The organism is Burkholderia sp. Bp9099 (genome assembly GCF_003857805.1).
Classification (GTDB): Bacteria; Pseudomonadota; Gammaproteobacteria; order Burkholderiales; family Burkholderiaceae; genus Burkholderia.
The window spans coordinates 210,107-227,224 of record NZ_QTPU01000006.1 but is presented as its reverse complement, the minus strand read 5'-3'; the positions used below and the strand labels follow the sequence as shown (position 1 = coordinate 227,224).

Genomic DNA, 17,118 nt, shown 5'->3' with positions numbered 1-17,118 from the left:
AGATGGTACAAACCGTTCTAAATTGATGGTGAGAATTTATGCTCAACTGGGATGACGAGAAGACTGCCGTAACCCCCGCGAGCGGAGCGCAGCAAAACGCGTTGCGCACCTCCGCAGGGATGGCTGTCGGAATGCAGGCTGCAACGCCTGCCGCCCATCAGGTCCGCGACATTTTCGAAGGCGATCTTGCGGTGCCGCCGCAAGCATCGGCTGTTCCCGCCGGCGGTTCGGAAGCGCGGGTCAACGTTGCAGACAAGCGCATCATCAACGGCCAGACTGACGTCAATCAGCTGGTGCCGTTCAAGTACAAGTGGGCGTGGGAAAAGTATCTGGCGGGTTGCGCGAACCACTGGATGCCGCAGGAAATCAACATGTCCCGCGACATCGCCCTGTGGAAGGATCCGAACGGTCTGACCGAGGACGAGCGCCGCATCGTCAAGCGCAACCTCGGCTTCTTCGTGACGGCCGATTCGCTCGCCGCGAACAACATCGTGCTCGGCACGTACCGCCACATCACGGCGCCCGAGTGCCGGCAGTTCCTGCTGCGCCAGGCGTTCGAAGAGGCGATCCACACGCACGCGTACCAATACATCGTCGAATCGCTCGGTCTCGACGAAGGCGAGATCTTCAACGCGTACCACGAGGTCACGTCGATCCGCGCGAAGGACGAATTCCTGATCCCGTTCATCCACACGCTGACGGACCCGGCCTTTAAGACCGGCACGCTCGAAGCGGATCAGAAGCTGCTGAAGTCGCTGATCGTGTTCGCCTGCATCATGGAAGGCCTGTTCTTCTATGTCGGCTTCACGCAGATTCTCGCGCTCGGCCGCCAGAACAAGATGACGGGTGCTGCAGAGCAATATCAGTACATCCTGCGCGACGAGTCGATGCACTGCAATTTCGGCATCGACCTGATCAACCAGATCAAGCTCGAGAACCCGCATCTCTGGACCGCGGAATTCCGCGCCGAGATCCGCGAGCTGTTCAAGCAGGCTGTCGAACTCGAATACCGCTACGCCGAGGACACGATGCCGCGCGGCGTGCTGGGTCTGAACGCGTCGATGTTCAAGAGCTATCTGCGCTTCATCAGCAACCGCCGTTGCCAGCAGATCGGCCTCGACCCGCTGTTCCCGAACGAGGAAAACCCGTTCCCGTGGATGAGCGAGATGATCGACCTGAAGAAGGAACGCAACTTCTTCGAGACGCGTGTGATCGAGTATCAGACGGGCGGCGCGCTGTCCTGGGAATAACCCGCAGCAGCGAACCCGTCACATGATGTGAGCAGCCGGCGGCCTCTCGGCCCCGGCCCAAGGTTTAGGAGCAAGAACGCCTGATGCAAAGCATGCCCGGTGCCTTAACGGCCCAACGACATGATCGGCACTTTGCGAACCCTTCAGTGGGATGGGCAAACTTCCCTCCGGAAAAAGCGGACGGCCGTGTGGCGGTCCGCTTGATCAAGCGATTAGGGGTGGCGGCGCGAGGCGCGCCGGCTACCGACTTGATTTGGCGCGCGAGGCCATGGGGTCACGCGCGCCATACCGTATTCATTAGCGTAAGCGCGTGGTATCCGCGTACGCCGATGAATAGCCCGCTTCGAAGCGCACGTCCTGAACAGCGTCCGCGGGAAGCGGGTTTTGACGAAGGGTGTAGTTTGAACTGACTCTCATCTGAACCTGAAGGAGAACAACATGGCTACTGCCAAGAAGAAACCGGCTGCTAAGAAGGTTGCTGCCAAGAAGACCGTTGCGAAGAAGGCTGCTGCTCCGGCGAAGAAGGCCGCTGCGGTGAAGAAGGTTGCTGCGAAGAAGGTCGCGGTGAAGAAGGTTGCCGCGAAGAAGGCAGCACCGGCGAAGAAGGCTGCTGCGAAGAAGGTCGCGGCAAAGAAGGTCGCAACGAAGAAGGTTGCTGCGAAGAAAGTCGCGGTGAAGAAGGTTGCCGCGAAGAAGGCAGCACCGGCGAAGAAGGCCGCTGCGAAGAAGGTTGCAGCCAAGAAAGTCGCGGTGAAGAAGGTTGCTGCGAAGAAGGCAGCACCGGCGAAGAAGGCCGCTGCCAAGAAGGCCGCGCCGGCGAAGAAGGCTGCCGCCAAGAAGGCTGCGCCTGCGAAGAAGGCTGCTGCGAAGAAGGCTGCGCCTGCCAAGAAGGCTGCCCCTGCGAAGAAGGCTGCCGCTGCACCGAAGGCTGCTGCTGCACCGAAGGCTGCCGCTGTTCCGAAGGCTGCCGCACCGGCGAAGAAGGCCGCTGCTCCGAAGAAGGCTGCTGCTCCGAAGAAGGCCGTCGTGAAGAAGGCTGCACCGGCAACCACCGCGTCGACCGCATCGGTCGCGCCGGCATCGGGCGTGAAGACCGCGCTCAACCCGGCAGCGGCATGGCCGTTCCCGACCGGCAGCCGTCCGTAATCGCGGCTGACCAGCACTACCCGGACACTCACGCGGTGTCCGCGGGTTGAGTAGCGCTACTCAATCGATCCCGCCATCTGGCTCAGGTGGCGGGATTTTTTTCGTCCCTCTGCATCGATGGGCCGGCCGGCTGCCGGGCACGGACGAAAAAAAACGCATGTGCAGCTTCGCACATGCGTTCGACCGCGGCTTGCGCCGCGTGCTGAGGATGCTCGTTAGTGCGTGACGCGCGTGACGCCGCCGCTCGACAGCAGTCGCACCCGTTCGCCGGCGCGGAACACTTCGCCGCTCGCCGCCTGCGTGATCGAGCGCAGGTCGCCGTTGTCGAGGCGCACGGTGATTTCGACACCGTTCGCCGTGCTGAGGTTTTCGCCGACCGCGTTGCCTGCGACCGCGCCGACGAGACCGCCCGCGATGGCCGTCAGGATCGATCCCTTGCCGCCGCCGATCGCGCTGCCCGCGACTGCGCCGAGCGCGCCGCCGCCGAGCGTGCCGATCGCGCTGCCGCCGCCATCGGACTGGATGCGCACCGCACGGACGCTTTCGACGGTGCCCATGCGCACGGTTTGCTCGCGCTGCGCCTGGCCGACGCTATAGACATCTGCCGAGCCCGGCGCCGTGAAGCAGCCGGCGAGCGTCAGCGTGGCCGTCAGCATGGCAGCGAGCGTGAGGGTTTTCTTGGTCAACATCTTTGCTCTCCCACAATATTCATTTGAGACTGTACCCGAAGGCAGCCTCGAAGCGCGCGTCGATTTCGGCGCGCGTCAGTGCGTAAGTTTGAGGCCCCTGGTGGGCGATCTTGATCGAGCCCATCAGGCTCGCGAGGCGGCCCGTGGTTGCCCAGTCGAGGCCATTCTCGATGCCGTACAGCAGGCCGCCCCGGAAGGCGTCGCCGCAGCCGGTCGGATCGACGACACGCTCGGCTTGCACGACCGGAATCTGTTCTTCGCCGTTTTTGTGAAGAATGGTGGCGCCGCGCTCGCCGCGCGTGATGATCAACGCCTGAACCCGGCTGGCGATTTCCTGTTCGGACCAGCCCGTCTTGTCGCTGACGAGCTTGCCCTCGTAGTCGTTGACCGCAACGAAGGTGGCGAGTTCAATGATGCGGCGCAGCGTCGCACCGTCGAACAGCGGCAGGCCCTGGCCCGGATCGAAGATGAACGGGATGCCGGCCTTCGCGAATTGCTCGGCGTGCTGGACCATCCCGTCGAAGCCGTCCGGCGCGACGATGCCGAGCTTCACGCCCGACACTTCGTCCGCGCGGTTCAGGTGCGACTGCATCATCGCGCCCGGGTGGAATGCGGTGATCTGGTTGTTCTCGAGATCGGTCGTGATCATCGCCTGCGCGGTGTGCGTTTCGGGCACCACGCGTATGCTGGCCTTCGACAGGCCGAGGCTGTCGAGACGCTCGAGATAGCGATCGGCGTCGTTCGCGCCGACCGTCGCCATGATACGCGCGTCGCCGCCGAGCATGTGCAGCGCGTAGGCGATGTTCCCCGCGCAACCGCCGAATTCGCGACGCATCGTCGGCACGAGGAAGCTCACGTTCAGAAGGTGAACCTGGTCGGGCAGGATGTGCTCGCGAAACCGGCCTTCGAAGGTCATGATGTTGTCGTAGGCGAGCGAGCCGCAAATCAGCGTAGTCAAGGCGTGCGTTCCTGTAGAGAGCAAAGGGAGGCGGCTGCCCGGCCGGCGCGCGCAGGCCGTCGGGCCTCGCGCGGCAGGGACGGGCGGCTGCGGGTTACTTCAGTGCGGCGAGCGCTGCGTCGTAGTTCGGCTCGTCCTTGATCTCGCCGACGAGTTCCGCGTGGAGCACCTTGTCCTGCGCGTCGAGCACGACGACCGCGCGGGCCGTCAGGCCGTTCAGCGGGCCGCTCGTCACGTCGACGCCGTATGCGTTCGCGAACGCGCGGCCGCCGCGGAACGTCGAAGCCGTCACGACGTTCGCGAGGCCTTCGGTCGTGCAGAAGCGCGTGGCGGCGAACGGCAGGTCGCCGGACACGACCACCACGACCGTGTTGTCGAGCGACGACGCGGCTTCGTTGAACTTGCGGGTAGACGTCGCGCAGGTGGGCGTATCGAGGCTCGGGACGATGTTCAGCACCTTGCGCTTGCCGGCGAAGCTGGCGAGCGACAGGTCGGCGAGGTCCTTGCCGACCAGCTTGAAGTCGGGGGCTTGCGAGCCGACGGCCGGGAACGTGCCGGCGAGATCGATCGGGTTGCCACCCAGCGTAACTTTGCTCATGTTCGTGCTCCGAAATAGCGCGCCGCAGCGGCGCGCGGGTTGAGACGGCGCGCATGCGCGCGCCGCGGGGCGTCACGGATAGAAGATCTGGACGCGGAAATTCGAGGCGGGCGCGCCGTTCGTGTCGAGACGGACGACCATCGTCTGCGTCGTGCCGGGCGGCAGCCCGGCGTCGATCGGCATGCCCGGGCGCACGTAGTCGCGCGGCGCGAGCACGCGGCGCACGGTCACGTGATTCGTGTCGTCGAGCAGCGTCAGCTCGAGCGACGGGTAGGCGAGCGCGACGCGGTAGCGGTTCGTCAGCGGCACCTTCAACTCCAGCACGCGCGGGCCGTCGATCTGGCGCAGGTCGGCCGCGTCGAGCCGCAGGCCGTCGATCGCGCGCGGCGGCGTCACCTTGCAGCCGAGCGGCGCGCACGCCTGCCGGAACCAGCCCTGCGTGACGGGCCAGTAGATCATCACGGGTTCGCGCTGCCACCACGCGAGCTGCGCGACGAGCAGCACCGCGAGCACGGCCGCGACGAGGCCGCCGAAAAAGCCGCCGAGCGTTCCACGTCGCTGCTGCGCGCGCGGCTCGCGCGTCACGGCGAAGGGCGGGCGGTCGTCGTCGGACAGTGCGGCGGGGAAGGGGACGGCCGGCTGGGCGACCGGCTCGGCGGCCGGTTGTACGTCCGGTTCGGCACCGGGTTCGCTGGCGGCTGCGGCCGGTGCGGCGGCACGTTCGGCGTGGGTGTCGGGTTCGGATTTCGGTTCGAGTCCGGGCTCGGCTTGTACCGGCCTGAACGCGAAGCGCGGTTCGCGTGGCGCGTGCTCGTCGTCGGGCACGGCGAAGCGCGCGTTGCCGACCGGTTCGACGGGCGCTGCTGCGGCGGGTTCGATCGACGGCGTGGGCGCGACGAAGCGCGGTTCACGCAGGTCGGGTTCGGTGAGCGGCGTGAGCGGCGTGAGCGGTTCGTCGGTTTCGGGCGGCACTGCATCCGGTCCGGCCGATCGCGCGGCGACGGCGTGCAACTCGGCCGGCTGCGATGCGATCGGCGCCGGCGTGCCGGACAGGTGAACCACACCGGATTCCGTCGACGGCAGCGCAAGCGGGATCAGCGGCTCGGCGCGCACGGTCTCGACACTGTGCTGCAGGGACGGGTCGACGCCGCCATCGAGCCACGGCGCCCACATGTCCCAGCCTTCCGGCTGGTAATCGGAACCCGCTGCCGGTTCGACCGGTGCGTCGGAGGTGAAGAGCCGCGCGGGCGGGGCGTCGTGTTGCGGGTTGGCGGCGGCCGGCTCGACCGGCGCCGCTTCGGTCAGCGCGGATTCCGGCGGTGCCGGATCGGGTACGAGCGACTGCGATGCGTTGAAGACCTGCTGACAGTGTCCGCAACGCACGAGCCCGTCATGCAGCGCGAGCTGTTCCTGCTGCAGCCGGAAGACGGTTTCGCAATGAGGGCAGCGCGTCGCAAGAAGCATGTCGAGCCGGGCGGCCTGCTGGCCAGAGTGAAGGACAGCGCTATTCTAATGGCTTTCCCGCCGCGTTCCGGCGAGGCATACCCAACCTTCGTGTTCGCGCCAGACCGAGATGTCGACGTAGCGCGCATAGACGGCCGCGACTTCGTCCGCCTGGCGCGCGAGCACGCCCGACAGCGCGATGCGCCCGCCCGGTTTCACCTTCGATGCGAGCATCGATGCCATCAGTTTCAGCGGGTTCGACAGGATGTTGGCGACGACGATGTCGAATTCGCCGGCCGGGCACGCATCGGGCAGCCCGTACGTGACTTCCGCATGGTTGCGTTCGCTGTTCTGGCGCGCCGATTCGACCGCCTGCGGATCGATGTCGATGCCGACCACGGGGTTCGCCCCGCATTTCCGCGCGAGGATCGCGAGAATGCCAGAGCCGCAGCCGTAGTCGAGCACCGACTGGCCGGGCTTCACCGACTGTTCGAGCCATTCCATGCACAGGCGGGTGGTCGGGTGGCTGCCGGTGCCGAACGCGAGACCGGGGTCGAGTTCGAGGATCAGCGCGTCGGGGTCCGGCGCGTCGTGCCACGACGGCACGACCCAGATCCGCTCGCCGATCGGAATCGGCTCGAACTGCGACTGCGTGAGCCGCACCCAGTCCTGTTCCTCGACTTCGCGCACGTCGAACTTCGGCGTCTCGGCGACGCCGATCTCGTTCGCGGCCGCCGCGAGCAGCACGGCCGGGTCGTGATCGGGCGACAGCAGCGCGATCACGCGCGAGTGCTGCCACGCGGTGCGTTCGGGAACGAGGCCGGGCTCGCCGAAGAGCGGCTGTTCGTCGGGCGTGTCGGCGTCGGCGTCCTCGACGGACACCGACAGCGCGCCGAGGTCGAGCAGCGCGTCGGACAGCGCCTCCGCATGCTCACGGGCCAGTTCGACGACGAGTTCGCGATAGCTCATGCTTACGCTTCTTCCGGTGCGACCTGCTGCTTCTGGGCGAGCCGGTGTTCGAGATAGTGGATGCTGGTGCCGCCTTCGACGAACTTCGAGTCGATCATCAGCTCGCGGTGCAGCGGGATGTTGGTCTGGATGCCTTCGACGACCATTTCCGACAGCGCTATGCGCATCCGGCGGATCGCCTGGTCGCGCGTCGCGCCGTAGGTGATCAGCTTGCCGATCATCGAATCATAGTTCGGCGGCACGAAATAGCCATTGTACGCATGCGAGTCGACGCGCACGCCGGGGCCGCCCGGCGTATGCCACGACGTGATCCGGCCCGGCGACGGCGTGAACTTGAACGGATCTTCCGCGTTGATCCGGCATTCGATCGCATGTCCGCGGAACTCGATGTCGCGCTGGCGCAGCGCGAGCTTCTCGCCCGCTGCGATGCGGATCTGTTCCTGCACGATGTCGACGCCCGTGATCATCTCCGACACCGGGTGCTCGACCTGCACGCGCGTGTTCATCTCGATGAAGTAGAACTCGTTGTTCTCGTACAGGAATTCGAACGTGCCCGCGCCGAGATAGCCCATCTTCTTGCACGCGTCCGCGCAGCGGTCGCCGATGCGCTCGATCAGGCGGCGCGGAATGCCGGGCGCCGGCGCTTCCTCGATCACCTTCTGGTGACGGCGCTGCATCGAGCAGTCGCGCTCGCCGAGCCAGATCGCGTTCTTGTGCGCGTCCGACAGCACCTGGATTTCGATGTGGCGCGGGTTCTCGAGGAACTTCTCCATGTACACCTGCGGGTTGCCGAACGCACGGCCGGCTTCCTCGCGGGTCATGTTGACCGCGTTCACGAGCGCGGCCTCGGTGTGCACGACGCGCATCCCGCGCCCGCCGCCGCCGCCCGCTGCCTTGATGATGACCGGATAGCCGATCGCGCGCGCAATCTTCACGATCTCCTTCGGATCGTCCGGCAACGCGCCTTCCGAGCCCGGCACGCACGGCACGCCGGTCTTGATCATCGTCTGCTTCGCGGTGACCTTGTCGCCCATCATCCGGATCGTTTCCGGGCGCGGGCCGATGAACGTGAAGCCCGACTGCTCGACGCGTTCGGCGAAATCGGCGTTCTCGGACAGGAAGCCGTAGCCGGGGTGGATCGCCTCGGCATCGGTGACTTCCGCGGCGCTGATCAGCGCCGGCATGTTCAGGTAGCTCAGGTTCGACGGGGCCGGGCCGATACAGACGGCTTCGTCCGCGAGGCGCACGTACTTGGCTTCCTTGTCGGCTTCCGAGTAGACGACCACCGTCTTGACGCCGAGCTCGCGGCACGCGCGCTGGATGCGCAGCGCGATTTCACCGCGGTTGGCAATGAGGATTTTTTCAAACATAGCGAGTATTCGTCTCTTCGAGGGGCGCGCGAACGGCGCCTGGCGAGCATCGGCGGCGCGCGGCCGGACGGGCCGCGCGGCGGACTTAGCCGATCACGAAAAGCGGCTGGCCGTATTCGACGGCCTGGCCGTTCTCGACGAGGATTTCCTTGATCACGCCGGCCTTGTCCGACTCGATCTCGTTGAGCAGCTTCATCGCTTCGATGATGCAGATCGTCTGGCCTTCCTTGACCGTGTCGCCCACCTGGACGAACGGGTCCGCGCCCGGCGACGGCGCGCGATAGAACGTGCCGACCATCGGCGACGTCACGACGTGGCCTTGCGGGGCGGCCGGTGCGGCGGCGGCGCCTGCTGCCGGCGCGGCAGCGCCTTCGGTCGGCAGCGCGACCGACGGAGCGGGCGCGCTGACTTGCGGGGCATACCCAGCCGTCGGCTGCACGTAGACCGGCGGCGCGTTCTTGACGATACGCACCTTGCCTTCGCCTTCCGTGACTTCCAGCTCGGAGATGCCGGATTCGGAAACGAGGTCGATCAGAGTTTTCAGCTTACGAAGATCCATCGGGAATTCCCCTTTCAATACGTGAAAGCGCCGGTGGGACCGGCGCTGAATCTAGATCGCGAAATCAGCCGCGCGACGCGCCTTGCAGCTTGTCCAGCGCGTACTCGAGCGCGTACAGATAACCTTTCCAGCCGAGCCCGCAGATCACGCCTTCGGCCTGGTCGGAAAAGTAGGAGTGATGCCTGAACGCTTCGCGGCGGTGCACGTTCGACAGATGAACCTCGACGAACGGGATGCCGACGCCGGCGATCGCGTCCCGGATCGCGACGCTCGTGTGCGTATACGCGGCGGGATTGATCAGGATGAAATCGGTCTGTTCCTCCCGCGCGGCCTGAATGCGGTCGACGAGCGCGCCTTCATGGTTGCTCTGGAACGACGACAGTTCGGCGCCGGCTTCCTGGGCTCGCGCGGCAAGCGCCTGATCGATCTGCGCAAGCGTGACGCGGCCGTACACCTCCGGTTCCCGGGTGCCGAGAAGGTTCAGGTTGGGGCCGTGCAGCACCAGCAATCGTGTCATGGTCGCTTCTATTTCTGCGGAATTGCGCGAACTTTAGCGCTATTTAGAGAAATTTGTCTAGTTTTGCCGAACGGCCGGGCGCGCCGGACCTGCAAGAATTACCGGTGCGGCTGCAAAGTATCAGCGAATTCACGTGAAATTGCGGCGATCGACGTACAAATCGCTGCCAACGTGCGGGCCGCCGTTCAGGGCGATCACAACGCGTCGAGGGTCTTTTTCAGCTCGGCCGGTTGGATTTGTCCTAATTTTGTCTCGCGAATCTTGCCGGTTTCGTCGATGACGACCGTAAACGGCAGCGCGCCGGCGGTATTTCCGAAATTACGGGCCAGATCGGCGCCCGCATAACCGCTGACGAAAACCGGATAGTCGACCTTCACCTTCTGCAGAAAGTTCTTCACGTTCTGGTCGGAATCGACGCCGATCCCGATGAAGCGGATGCCTTTCTGCTTGTATTGGTGCGACAGCGCGACGAGCTCCGGCATCTCCTCGACGCACGGGCCGCACCACGACGCCCAGAAATTGACCACGACTTTCTGGCCCTTGAAGGAAGCGAGCGACGCCGGCTTGCCGTCGACGCCGGTCAGCGACGCGGCCCACAGCTGGTCGACCGGGCTGCCCTGCGCAGCGGGCGCGGCGACGGCGACGCCGTCATCGGCGCTGCCGCCGCGGAACCAGTGGCCGGCGGCGAGCCCGCCGGCGACGGCGGCGGCAGCGACCACCGCGAGCGGCAACATGCGTTTCATCATCATCGTTGAATCATTCCGGTTCGGAAGGGGCGTTGCTGGCTTCGACGAGCGCACGCAATGCGGCGGCGTCCGCGCGGGCGACCCGGCCGCGCGCGTCGGCCTTGACCGCGCCGCGCAGGTCGTCGCTCGCGTAGAGCGCGACGTGAATGCCGATCGCGTCCACGTCGCGCCGCGGGCGCCACAGGAAGCTGAGCGTCTCGACGTCGGCGCGACCGGCGAAATGCCGCGTCTCGGACACGTCGTACTGAACGTTCTGGTTCAGCAGGTAGATCGCGACGTCCTTCGGGTTGTCGGTGAATATCTGCAAATGGATGTCCGAATGCGCGTTCGCGGTGCCGTTCAGCACCGCGCCCGTCACGTACGGATTGAACTCGGCGAGCCGGCGCATCCAGTCGAGCGCGATCTCGCGCAGGCGGCGCAGTTCGTCCGGCTGCGTGTCGCTCTGGAACAGGGCGAGGTACTCGCGCAGTTCTTCCTCGATCAGGTCGTTATCCGGCAGCCATTCGCCGGCAACGCGCGTATCGCCGAACAGCTGGCGCGCGGCCTTGCGCTTCGCGCTGGCGTAATCGAGGCCGTCCTCCGCGATCAGGCGGGCGGCGGACTGGGCGATTTCCTCGCGGGCGCGCCGCGGGTCGACAAGAGGTTTGCGAGACATGATCCGGCAATCATACTCGATCGCGCGGCGGCCGAACGCGGTGCGGCCGCGCGTCGTCCGCCGTTCCGCGCGGCATCCGGATCCGTCGTTCGGGCCGCCGGGCACGGCGGGCCGTCAGTTACAATGACGGTCTTTGTGTCGCGGCGAAAGTCGTTGGCCGGGCGGCCTGTCCGGCGTGCCGCAGACCATCTTTCCGAATCGACGGCGCCCGGCGGCGCGAAAGCATTCATCTATGCACATCCACATTCTTGGCATCTGCGGCACCTTCATGGGCGGTCTCGCCGTGCTCGCGCGCGAGGCCGGCCACACGGTGACGGGTTGCGACGCGGGCGTCTATCCGCCGATGAGCACGCAGCTCGAGGCGCAGGGCATCACGCTGATCGAGGGCTACGGCGCCGAGCAGATCGACCTGAAGCCAGACCTGTTCGTGATCGGCAACGTCGTCACGCGCGGCAACCCGCTGATGGAGGCGATCCTCGATCGCGGCCTGCCTTATGTATCCGGCCCACAATGGCTCGGCGAACACGTGCTGGCAGGCAAGTGGGTGCTGGCGGTCGCGGGCACGCACGGCAAGACGACCACGTCGTCGATGCTCGCGTGGCTGCTGGAAGATGCCGGCCTGAACCCGGGCTTCCTGATCGGCGGCGTGCCGCTGAACTTCGGCGTGTCGGCGCGGCTGACCGATTCGAGTTTCTTCGTGATCGAGGCCGACGAATACGACACGGCGTTCTTCGACAAGCGCTCGAAGTTCGTCCATTACCGGCCGCGCACCGCGGTGCTCAACAATCTCGAATTCGATCACGCCGACATCTTCCCGGATCTCGCCGCGATCGAAACGCAATTCCATCATCTCGTGCGCACCGTGCCGGGCGTCGGCCGGATCGTGACCAACGGCCGCTCGGACGCGCTCGAGCGCGTGCTCGCGCGCGGCTGCTGGAGCGAGGTCGAGCGCTTCGGCGTCGATGGCGGCTGGCAGGCACTGCCGGCCGAGGACGGCGTACCGGTCGACGAGCGCTTCGCGGTGTATTCGCAGGCCGAGCGTGTCGGTGAGGTCGCGTGGCAGGTGCAGGGCGACCACAACCGGATGAACGCGCTCGCGGCGATCGCCGCCGCCCGCCACGTCGGCGTGCCGCCCGCGCAGGCCGCCGAATCGCTCGCATCGTTTCGCAACGTGAAGCGGCGCATGGAAGTGCGCGGCAGCGTGGATGGGGTAACCGTCTACGACGACTTCGCGCACCATCCGACCGCGATCGAAACCACGATCGCCGGCCTTCGTGCACGCATCGGCCGCCAAAACTCCCGTATTCTCGCCGTGCTCGAGCCGCGTTCGAACACGATGAAGCTCGGCGTGATGAAGGCGCAACTGCCGGCCAGTCTCGCCGACGCCGACCTGGTGTTCGGCTACGGCGCACCGACCGGGCGCGACGCGCTCGGCTGGAACCTCGGCGACGCGCTCGCGCCGCTCGGCGACAAGGCCCGCGCGTTCGACGATCTCCATCTCTTGGTGAAGTCGGTCGTCGAGGCCGCGCGTCCGGGCGACCACGTGCTCGTGATGAGCAACGGCGGCTTCGGCGGCGTGCACCAGAAGCTGCTCGACGCGCTCGGGAGCCGCGCGTGATCCTGTACCTGCACGGGTTCCGGTCGTCGCCGGAGTCGCAGAAGTCGCGGCTCCTCGCCGCGCGCATGGCCGAGCTCGGCCGCACGCCCGAATGGCGCTGCCCGTCGCTGTCGGTGTCGCCGCTCGAGGCGATCGCCGTCGCGGAAGCCGCGGTGGCCGGGGTGCGCGACGTGACGGTGATCGGCAGCTCGCTCGGCGGCTACTACGCGACCTGGCTCGCCGAAAAGCACGGCTGGAAGGCGGTGCTGCTGAATCCGGCGATCGTGCCGCAGCGCGACCTCGAGCAGCATCTGGGCGAACAGCCGCTGTGGCACGGCGGCGGCTCGATCGTCGTCGAACGCCATCACCTGCAGGAGCTCGACGCGCTGCGCGTGCCGGCGATTTCGCGGCCCGAACGCTACTATCTGTTCGCGGCGACGGGCGACGAAGTGCTGGACTACCGCGAGATGCTCGCCCACTACCCGGGCGCGAAAACGCGCGTGATCGAAGGCAGCGACCACGGAATCAGCGAATTTGCCGACTATGTCGACGACGTTCTCGCTTTTTGCGACGACCGAACGTCATGAACCCGGCGTCATGCCGATCGAATTCCCATCATCATGCGGCGCCGCCGATGCGGCGCCCGGCAGTCTGAACGAGAGTACTGAGTGAACGTTTTCTTCGAGGAATCGGGCAGTTTCAAGGCGGGCAGCGTGCTGTCGCGCCAGGGCGACGCGTTTCAAGTCGAGTTGCCCGGCGGGCGGCGGGCGAAGGTGCGCGCGAAAGACGTGCTGATCGAATTCGAGAAGCCGGCCGCGAGCGAGCTGATGCAGGAAGCCGACACGGCCGCGCAGCAGATCGACCTGGATTTCCTGTGGGAATGCGCGCCGGCCGACGAATTCGCGTATACGGCGCTGGCCGCGGAATACTTCGGCGCGACCTACGGCCCGGTCGAGCGCGCGGCGCTGGTGCTGCGGCTGCACGGCTCGCCCGTCTACTTCCGCCGCAAGGGGCGCGGCCAGTATCAGCGCGCGCCGGAAGAGCAGCTCAAGATGGCGCTCGCGTCGCTCGAGCGCAAGCGCCAGCAGGCGCTCGTCCAGGCGCAGTACGAAGAGGAGCTGAAGGCCGGCAAGCTGCCGGAAGCGTTCGCGGGCAAGGTGCTCGGGCTGCTCACGCGGCCGGACAAGAATGCGATCGAATACAAGGCGATGGAAGCGGCGGCCGGCGCGCGCGGCGTGTCGCCGGCGCGGCTGATGCTCGACTGCGGCGGCATCGCGTCGCCGCGTGCGCTGCACGAGGCGCGCTTCCTCGCGGAATTCTTCCCGCACGGCACGGGCTTCCCGGCCGTCACGGTCGGCCCGCTGCCGGACGACCTGCCGCGCGCGGACGTCGAGGCGTTCTCGATCGACGACATCACGACGACCGAAATCGACGACGCGTTCTCGGTCGAGCACCTGTCCGACGGTCGCGTGCGGATCGGCGTGCACATCGCGGCGCCGGCGCTCGGCATCGTGCGCGGCGACGCAGTCGACGCGATCGCGCGCGCGCGCCTGTCGACCGTCTACATGCCGGGCGACAAGATCACGATGCTGCCGGACGACGTGGTCGACGTGTTCACGCTGAAGGAAGGCGACTACCGCCCGGCGCTGTCGCTGTACATCATCGTCAACCGCGAGACGCAGGAGATCGTCGCGAACGAGACGCGCGCCGAACTGGTGTTCGTGAAGAACAACCTGCGCCACAACACGCTCGACGAGCTCGTCAACGAAGAGACGCTCGCCGCCGGCACCGGCGACTATCCGCACAAGGACGACATCGCCGTGCTGTGGCCGCTCGCGCAGGCGCTGTTCGAGAAGCGCCAGGTCGCGCGCGCGGGCTACGGCCTGAAGCGCGAAGTGCAGCGCAACACCGACTACAACTTCTACGTCGAAGGCGAGCACGTGACGATCACGCCGCGCCGCCGCGGCTCGCCGCTCGACCTGATCGTGTCGGAGCTCGCGATCCTCGCGAACTCGACGTGGGGCGCGTTCCTGCACGATCACACGGTGCCCGGCATCTATCGCTCGCAGCGCGGCTTCGGCGCGCCGGGCCCGAAGCGCACGCGGATGCAGACGACGGCCGCGCCGCACGAAGGCCTCGGTGTCGCGCAATACGCGTGGAGCACGTCGCCGCTGCGCCGTTACGTCGACCTCGTGAACCAGTGGCAACTGCTGGCATGCGTGCAGCACGGCGTCACCGCGAAGCTCGCCGCGCCGTTCAAGCCGAAGGACGCCGACCTGTACGCGGTCGTGCAGGGCTTCGACGACACCTATACCGCGTACGCCGACTACCAGCGCCGGATGGAGTACTTCTGGTGCCTGCGCTGGCTCGCGCAGGAGCAGAAGAAGCAGGTCGTCGCGAGCGTCGTGAAGGGCGACCTGGTGCGCCTCGAGGAAATTCCGCTGCTGCTGCACGTGCCGGGGCTCGGCGTGCATGCGCGCGGCACGCGCGTGCTGCTCGACGTGATGTCGCTCGACGAGCTGACGATCGAGGCGTCGGTGCGGCTGCTTAACGTGCTCGACGCGCCGACCGTGACGAGCGGCGACGCGTCCGACGACGAAGACGAGAACGAAGGCGGCGACGACACGCTGGTCGATGCGCAGGACGCGTCGGCGCAAGCCGAGGCTGAAGCACTGGCCGAAGCGGACGGCGCGACGGCCGCGGGCGACGAGGCCGCGACCGCCAACGGCCAAGATAGCGAAGAGGGGCGCGCATCGTGAACGCAGCCGCGTCGACGAGCGGCGCCGACCGCTATGTGGTGTTCGGCAACCCGGTGGCGCACAGCAAGTCGCCGTTCATCCACGCGCAGTTCGCCGCGCAGACGGGCGAGGCGATCGTCTACGAGCACCGGCTCGCGCCGGTCGACGGCTTCGAGGCCGCCGTGCGCGCGTTCATCGCCGAAGGCGGACGCGGTGCGAACGTGACGGTGCCGTTCAAGCTCGACGCGCACGCGCTCGCCGACACGCTGTCGCCGCGCGCGGCGGCGGCGGGCGCGGTGAACACGCTGCGCATCGATGCCGACGGCGGCATCTACGGCGACAACACGGACGGCGTCGGCCTCGTGCGCGACATCGAATCGAATCTCGGCGTGTCGCTCGCGGGCGCGCGCATCCTGCTGCTCGGCGCGGGCGGCGCGGCGCGTGGCGTCGTGCTGCCGATGCTCGAGCGCGCGCCGCTGTCGATCACGATCGTGAACCGCACCGCGAGCAAGGCCGAGGCGCTCGTCGGCCAGTTCACGCAGGCCGCGCACGATGCGGGCTGCGTACTGTCGGGCGGCGGCCCGGACGCCGTGCGTGCCGAGCCGTACGACGTGATCGTCAACGCGACGGCAGGCAGCCTCGATGCGGCGCTGCCGGCGTGCGACGCGGCCGCGTTCGGCGCGGGCACGCTCGCGTACGACATGATGTACGGCGCGCAGCCGACGGTGTTCATGCAGCATGCGGCGTCGCTCGGCGCGCGCACGGCCGACGGGCTCGGGATGCTGGTCGAGCAGGCGGCCGAATCGTTCTTCATCTGGCGCGGCGTGCGGCCGGACGGCGCACCGGTGCTGGCCGCGCTGCGCCAGGCGCTCGCGGCTGCCTGAGCGGAGCGCGGCACGTGGTGGCGGTAAGCGGCACGCAGCGCACGCGCACGGTCGGCGCGACGCGCTGGCTCGTCTATGCGGGTTCGGTGTTCGCGGGCGCATGGCTCGCGACGCAGCTGTTCTATCTCGTGCAGATCGCCGCGTGGTCGTTCATCAATCCCGGTTCGACCGCGTTCATGCGGACCGACGCATGGTGGCTGTCGCGCGACAAGCCGCCCGCGCGGATCCAGCACCAGTGGGTGCCGTACGACCAGATCTCGCGCAACCTGAAGCGCGCGCTGATCGCGTCGGAGGATTCGACCTTCGCGACCAACAACGGCTACGACGTCGACGCGATCCTGCAGGCATGGGAGAAGAACAAGGCGCGCGGCCGGATCGTCGCGGGCGGTTCGACGATCACCCAGCAGCTCGCGCGCAACCTGTTCCTGTCGCGCGAGAAGAGCTACATCCGCAAGGGGCAGGAGCTGATCATCACGTGGATGCTCGAGACGGTGCTCGACAAGGAGCGGATCTTCGAGATCTACCTGAATTCGGTCGAATGGGGTCGCGGCGTGTACGGCGCCGAGGCCGCCGCCCGTTATTACTACAGGATTCCCGCGAGCCGGCTCGGCGCATGGCAGTCGGCGCGCCTCGCGGTGATGCTGCCGAAGCCGCGCTGGTTCGACGCGCACCGCGGCTCGGCCTACCAGGCGCAGCGCGCGGCCGTCATTGCCCGCCGGATGGGCGCGGCCGAACTTCCGCAATCGCAGTGAGCGGCGCACGCGCGCCGTCGCATTGTCCGTTCCGTCGCCGGTGCGCCATTGGTGCACTGCAGCGCATTCGTGATGCCCGCATTTCGGGCCGCATCCATTAGACGAATTCGTCTATTTCGCTTTGCTGAGCAATGCCCGCACGCGCGGAATTTTGTTTGTCGATATGGCACGAAATCCGCGTGATTTTTAGTGCTCCGGAGTAAACACGAAAGCAATCGAAAGGCGACTGAAAAGCGACGGTTCGCGA

General features: G+C 66.9%; 18 protein-coding genes. 8 read left to right on the top strand and 10 right to left on the bottom strand.

Annotated features, from left to right (window positions below; translation table 11 throughout):
• The first annotated feature begins 38 nt into the window (after nt 1-38).
• From DIE17_RS08855 to DIE17_RS08845, 3 genes are all read left to right on the top strand, one after another.
• Nucleotides 39-1,250 carry a ribonucleotide-diphosphate reductase subunit beta gene (locus tag DIE17_RS08855; RefSeq protein WP_044844206.1) on the top strand — a complete coding sequence of 404 codons (1,212 nt, stop codon included), beginning with the start codon at nt 39-41 and terminating at the stop codon, nt 1,248-1,250.
• A gap of 83 nt (nt 1,251-1,333) precedes the next feature.
• Nucleotides 1,334-1,660 carry a hypothetical protein gene (locus tag DIE17_RS08850; protein WP_082088468.1) on the top strand — a complete coding sequence of 109 codons (327 nt, stop codon included), beginning with the start codon at nt 1,334-1,336 and terminating at the stop codon, nt 1,658-1,660.
• A gap of 28 nt (nt 1,661-1,688) precedes the next feature.
• Nucleotides 1,689-2,396 (top strand): histone H1-like DNA-binding protein, encoded by a 708-nt coding sequence (locus DIE17_RS08845; protein ID WP_124520267.1) that lies wholly within the window; start codon nt 1,689-1,691, stop codon nt 2,394-2,396.
• A 215-nt stretch (nt 2,397-2,611) separates the two neighbouring features.
• On the opposite strand, the gene DIE17_RS08835 is transcribed toward DIE17_RS08845, so the two are convergent.
• The 10 genes from DIE17_RS08835 to DIE17_RS08790 all read right to left on the bottom strand — a co-directional run bounded on the left by DIE17_RS08835 (nt 2,612) and on the right by DIE17_RS08790 (nt 10,900).
• Nucleotides 2,612-3,085 carry a glycine zipper 2TM domain-containing protein gene (locus DIE17_RS08835; RefSeq protein ID WP_011883213.1) on the bottom strand — a complete coding sequence of 158 codons (474 nt, stop codon included), beginning with the start codon at nt 3,083-3,085 and terminating at the stop codon, nt 2,612-2,614.
• 19 nt (nt 3,086-3,104) lie between these two features.
• Nucleotides 3,105-4,043 carry a carbohydrate kinase family protein gene (locus DIE17_RS08830; RefSeq protein WP_044844204.1) on the bottom strand — a complete coding sequence of 313 codons (939 nt, stop codon included), beginning with the start codon at nt 4,041-4,043 and terminating at the stop codon, nt 3,105-3,107.
• A 94-nt stretch (nt 4,044-4,137) separates the two neighbouring features.
• Entirely contained in the window at nt 4,138-4,641 is a 504-nt protein-coding gene (tpx, locus tag DIE17_RS08825) for a thiol peroxidase (RefSeq protein WP_044844203.1), read from the bottom strand.
• Nucleotides 4,642-4,713: 72 nt separating this feature from the next.
• On the bottom strand, nt 4,714-6,105 hold the full coding sequence (locus DIE17_RS08820; protein WP_124520007.1) for a DUF3426 domain-containing protein: 1,392 nt from the start codon (nt 6,103-6,105) through the stop codon (nt 4,714-4,716).
• Between the two features lie 45 nt (nt 6,106-6,150).
• Nucleotides 6,151-7,053: a 50S ribosomal protein L11 methyltransferase gene (gene prmA / locus DIE17_RS08815; protein ID WP_124488236.1), complete on the bottom strand. Its 903-nt coding sequence runs from the start codon at nt 7,051-7,053 to the stop codon at nt 6,151-6,153.
• A gap of 2 nt (nt 7,054-7,055) precedes the next feature.
• The gene (gene accC / locus DIE17_RS08810; RefSeq protein WP_044844200.1) at nt 7,056-8,423 is read right to left on the bottom strand and encodes an acetyl-CoA carboxylase biotin carboxylase subunit; all 1,368 of its coding nucleotides are present in this window, start codon (nt 8,421-8,423) and stop codon (nt 7,056-7,058) included.
• Nucleotides 8,424-8,508: 85 nt separating this feature from the next.
• Nucleotides 8,509-8,982, bottom strand: a complete 474-nt coding sequence (accB, locus tag DIE17_RS08805) for an acetyl-CoA carboxylase biotin carboxyl carrier protein (RefSeq protein ID WP_044844199.1) — start codon at nt 8,980-8,982, stop codon at nt 8,509-8,511.
• Between the two features lie 64 nt (nt 8,983-9,046).
• Nucleotides 9,047-9,499 carry a type II 3-dehydroquinate dehydratase gene (gene aroQ / locus DIE17_RS08800; protein WP_040143361.1) on the bottom strand — a complete coding sequence of 151 codons (453 nt, stop codon included), beginning with the start codon at nt 9,497-9,499 and terminating at the stop codon, nt 9,047-9,049.
• A gap of 194 nt (nt 9,500-9,693) precedes the next feature.
• The gene (locus tag DIE17_RS08795) at nt 9,694-10,248 is read right to left on the bottom strand and encodes a TlpA disulfide reductase family protein (protein ID WP_124488238.1); all 555 of its coding nucleotides are present in this window, start codon (nt 10,246-10,248) and stop codon (nt 9,694-9,696) included.
• A 7-nt stretch (nt 10,249-10,255) separates the two neighbouring features.
• Nucleotides 10,256-10,900 carry a UDP-N-acetylmuramate--alanine ligase gene (locus DIE17_RS08790; protein WP_124488239.1) on the bottom strand — a complete coding sequence of 215 codons (645 nt, stop codon included), beginning with the start codon at nt 10,898-10,900 and terminating at the stop codon, nt 10,256-10,258.
• 232 nt (nt 10,901-11,132) lie between these two features.
• Between DIE17_RS08790 and mpl the strand changes: the two genes are divergently transcribed.
• The 5 genes from mpl (at nt 11,133) to mtgA (ending at nt 16,871) form a co-directional block, all read left to right on the top strand.
• The gene (gene mpl, locus DIE17_RS08785; protein WP_059689100.1) at nt 11,133-12,518 is read left to right on the top strand and encodes a UDP-N-acetylmuramate:L-alanyl-gamma-D-glutamyl-meso-diaminopimelate ligase; all 1,386 of its coding nucleotides are present in this window, start codon (nt 11,133-11,135) and stop codon (nt 12,516-12,518) included.
• Nucleotides 12,515-13,084 (top strand): YqiA/YcfP family alpha/beta fold hydrolase, encoded by a 570-nt coding sequence (locus DIE17_RS08780; RefSeq protein ID WP_044844196.1) that lies wholly within the window; start codon nt 12,515-12,517, stop codon nt 13,082-13,084. The genes mpl and DIE17_RS08780 overlap by 4 nt, the downstream gene beginning before the upstream one ends.
• Before the next feature lie 81 nt (nt 13,085-13,165).
• Entirely contained in the window at nt 13,166-15,256 is a 2,091-nt protein-coding gene (locus tag DIE17_RS08775) for an RNB domain-containing ribonuclease (RefSeq protein ID WP_124520005.1), read from the top strand.
• The gene (gene aroE, locus DIE17_RS08770) at nt 15,253-16,119 is read left to right on the top strand and encodes a shikimate dehydrogenase (protein ID WP_124488241.1); all 867 of its coding nucleotides are present in this window, start codon (nt 15,253-15,255) and stop codon (nt 16,117-16,119) included. Before DIE17_RS08775 ends, aroE begins: the two co-directional genes overlap by 4 nt.
• 14 nt (nt 16,120-16,133) lie before the next feature.
• On the top strand, nt 16,134-16,871 hold the full coding sequence (mtgA, locus tag DIE17_RS08765; protein ID WP_124520003.1) for a monofunctional biosynthetic peptidoglycan transglycosylase: 738 nt from the start codon (nt 16,134-16,136) through the stop codon (nt 16,869-16,871).
• Nucleotides 16,872-17,118 lie beyond the last annotated feature (247 nt).

Coding starts and splice junctions, on each gene's coding strand:
- DIE17_RS08855 (WP_044844206.1), top strand. CDS start 39: ATGCTCAACTGGGATGACGAGAAGACTGCCGTAACCCCCGCGAGCGGA.
- DIE17_RS08850 (WP_082088468.1), top strand. CDS start 1,334: ATGCAAAGCATGCCCGGTGCCTTAACGGCCCAACGACATGATCGGCAC.
- DIE17_RS08845 (WP_124520267.1), top strand. CDS start 1,689: ATGGCTACTGCCAAGAAGAAACCGGCTGCTAAGAAGGTTGCTGCCAAG.
- DIE17_RS08835 (WP_011883213.1), bottom strand. CDS start 3,085: ATGTTGACCAAGAAAACCCTCACGCTCGCTGCCATGCTGACGGCCACG.
- tpx (WP_044844203.1), bottom strand. CDS start 4,641: ATGAGCAAAGTTACGCTGGGTGGCAACCCGATCGATCTCGCCGGCACG.
- DIE17_RS08820 (WP_124520007.1), bottom strand. CDS start 6,105: ATGCTTCTTGCGACGCGCTGCCCTCATTGCGAAACCGTCTTCCGGCTG.
- prmA (WP_124488236.1), bottom strand. CDS start 7,053: ATGAGCTATCGCGAACTCGTCGTCGAACTGGCCCGTGAGCATGCGGAG.
- accC (WP_044844200.1), bottom strand. CDS start 8,423: ATGTTTGAAAAAATCCTCATTGCCAACCGCGGTGAAATCGCGCTGCGC.
- accB (WP_044844199.1), bottom strand. CDS start 8,982: ATGGATCTTCGTAAGCTGAAAACTCTGATCGACCTCGTTTCCGAATCC.
- aroQ (WP_040143361.1), bottom strand. CDS start 9,499: ATGACACGATTGCTGGTGCTGCACGGCCCCAACCTGAACCTTCTCGGC.
- DIE17_RS08795 (WP_124488238.1), bottom strand. CDS start 10,248: ATGATGATGAAACGCATGTTGCCGCTCGCGGTGGTCGCTGCCGCCGCC.
- DIE17_RS08790 (WP_124488239.1), bottom strand. CDS start 10,900: ATGTCTCGCAAACCTCTTGTCGACCCGCGGCGCGCCCGCGAGGAAATC.
- mpl (WP_059689100.1), top strand. CDS start 11,133: ATGCACATCCACATTCTTGGCATCTGCGGCACCTTCATGGGCGGTCTC.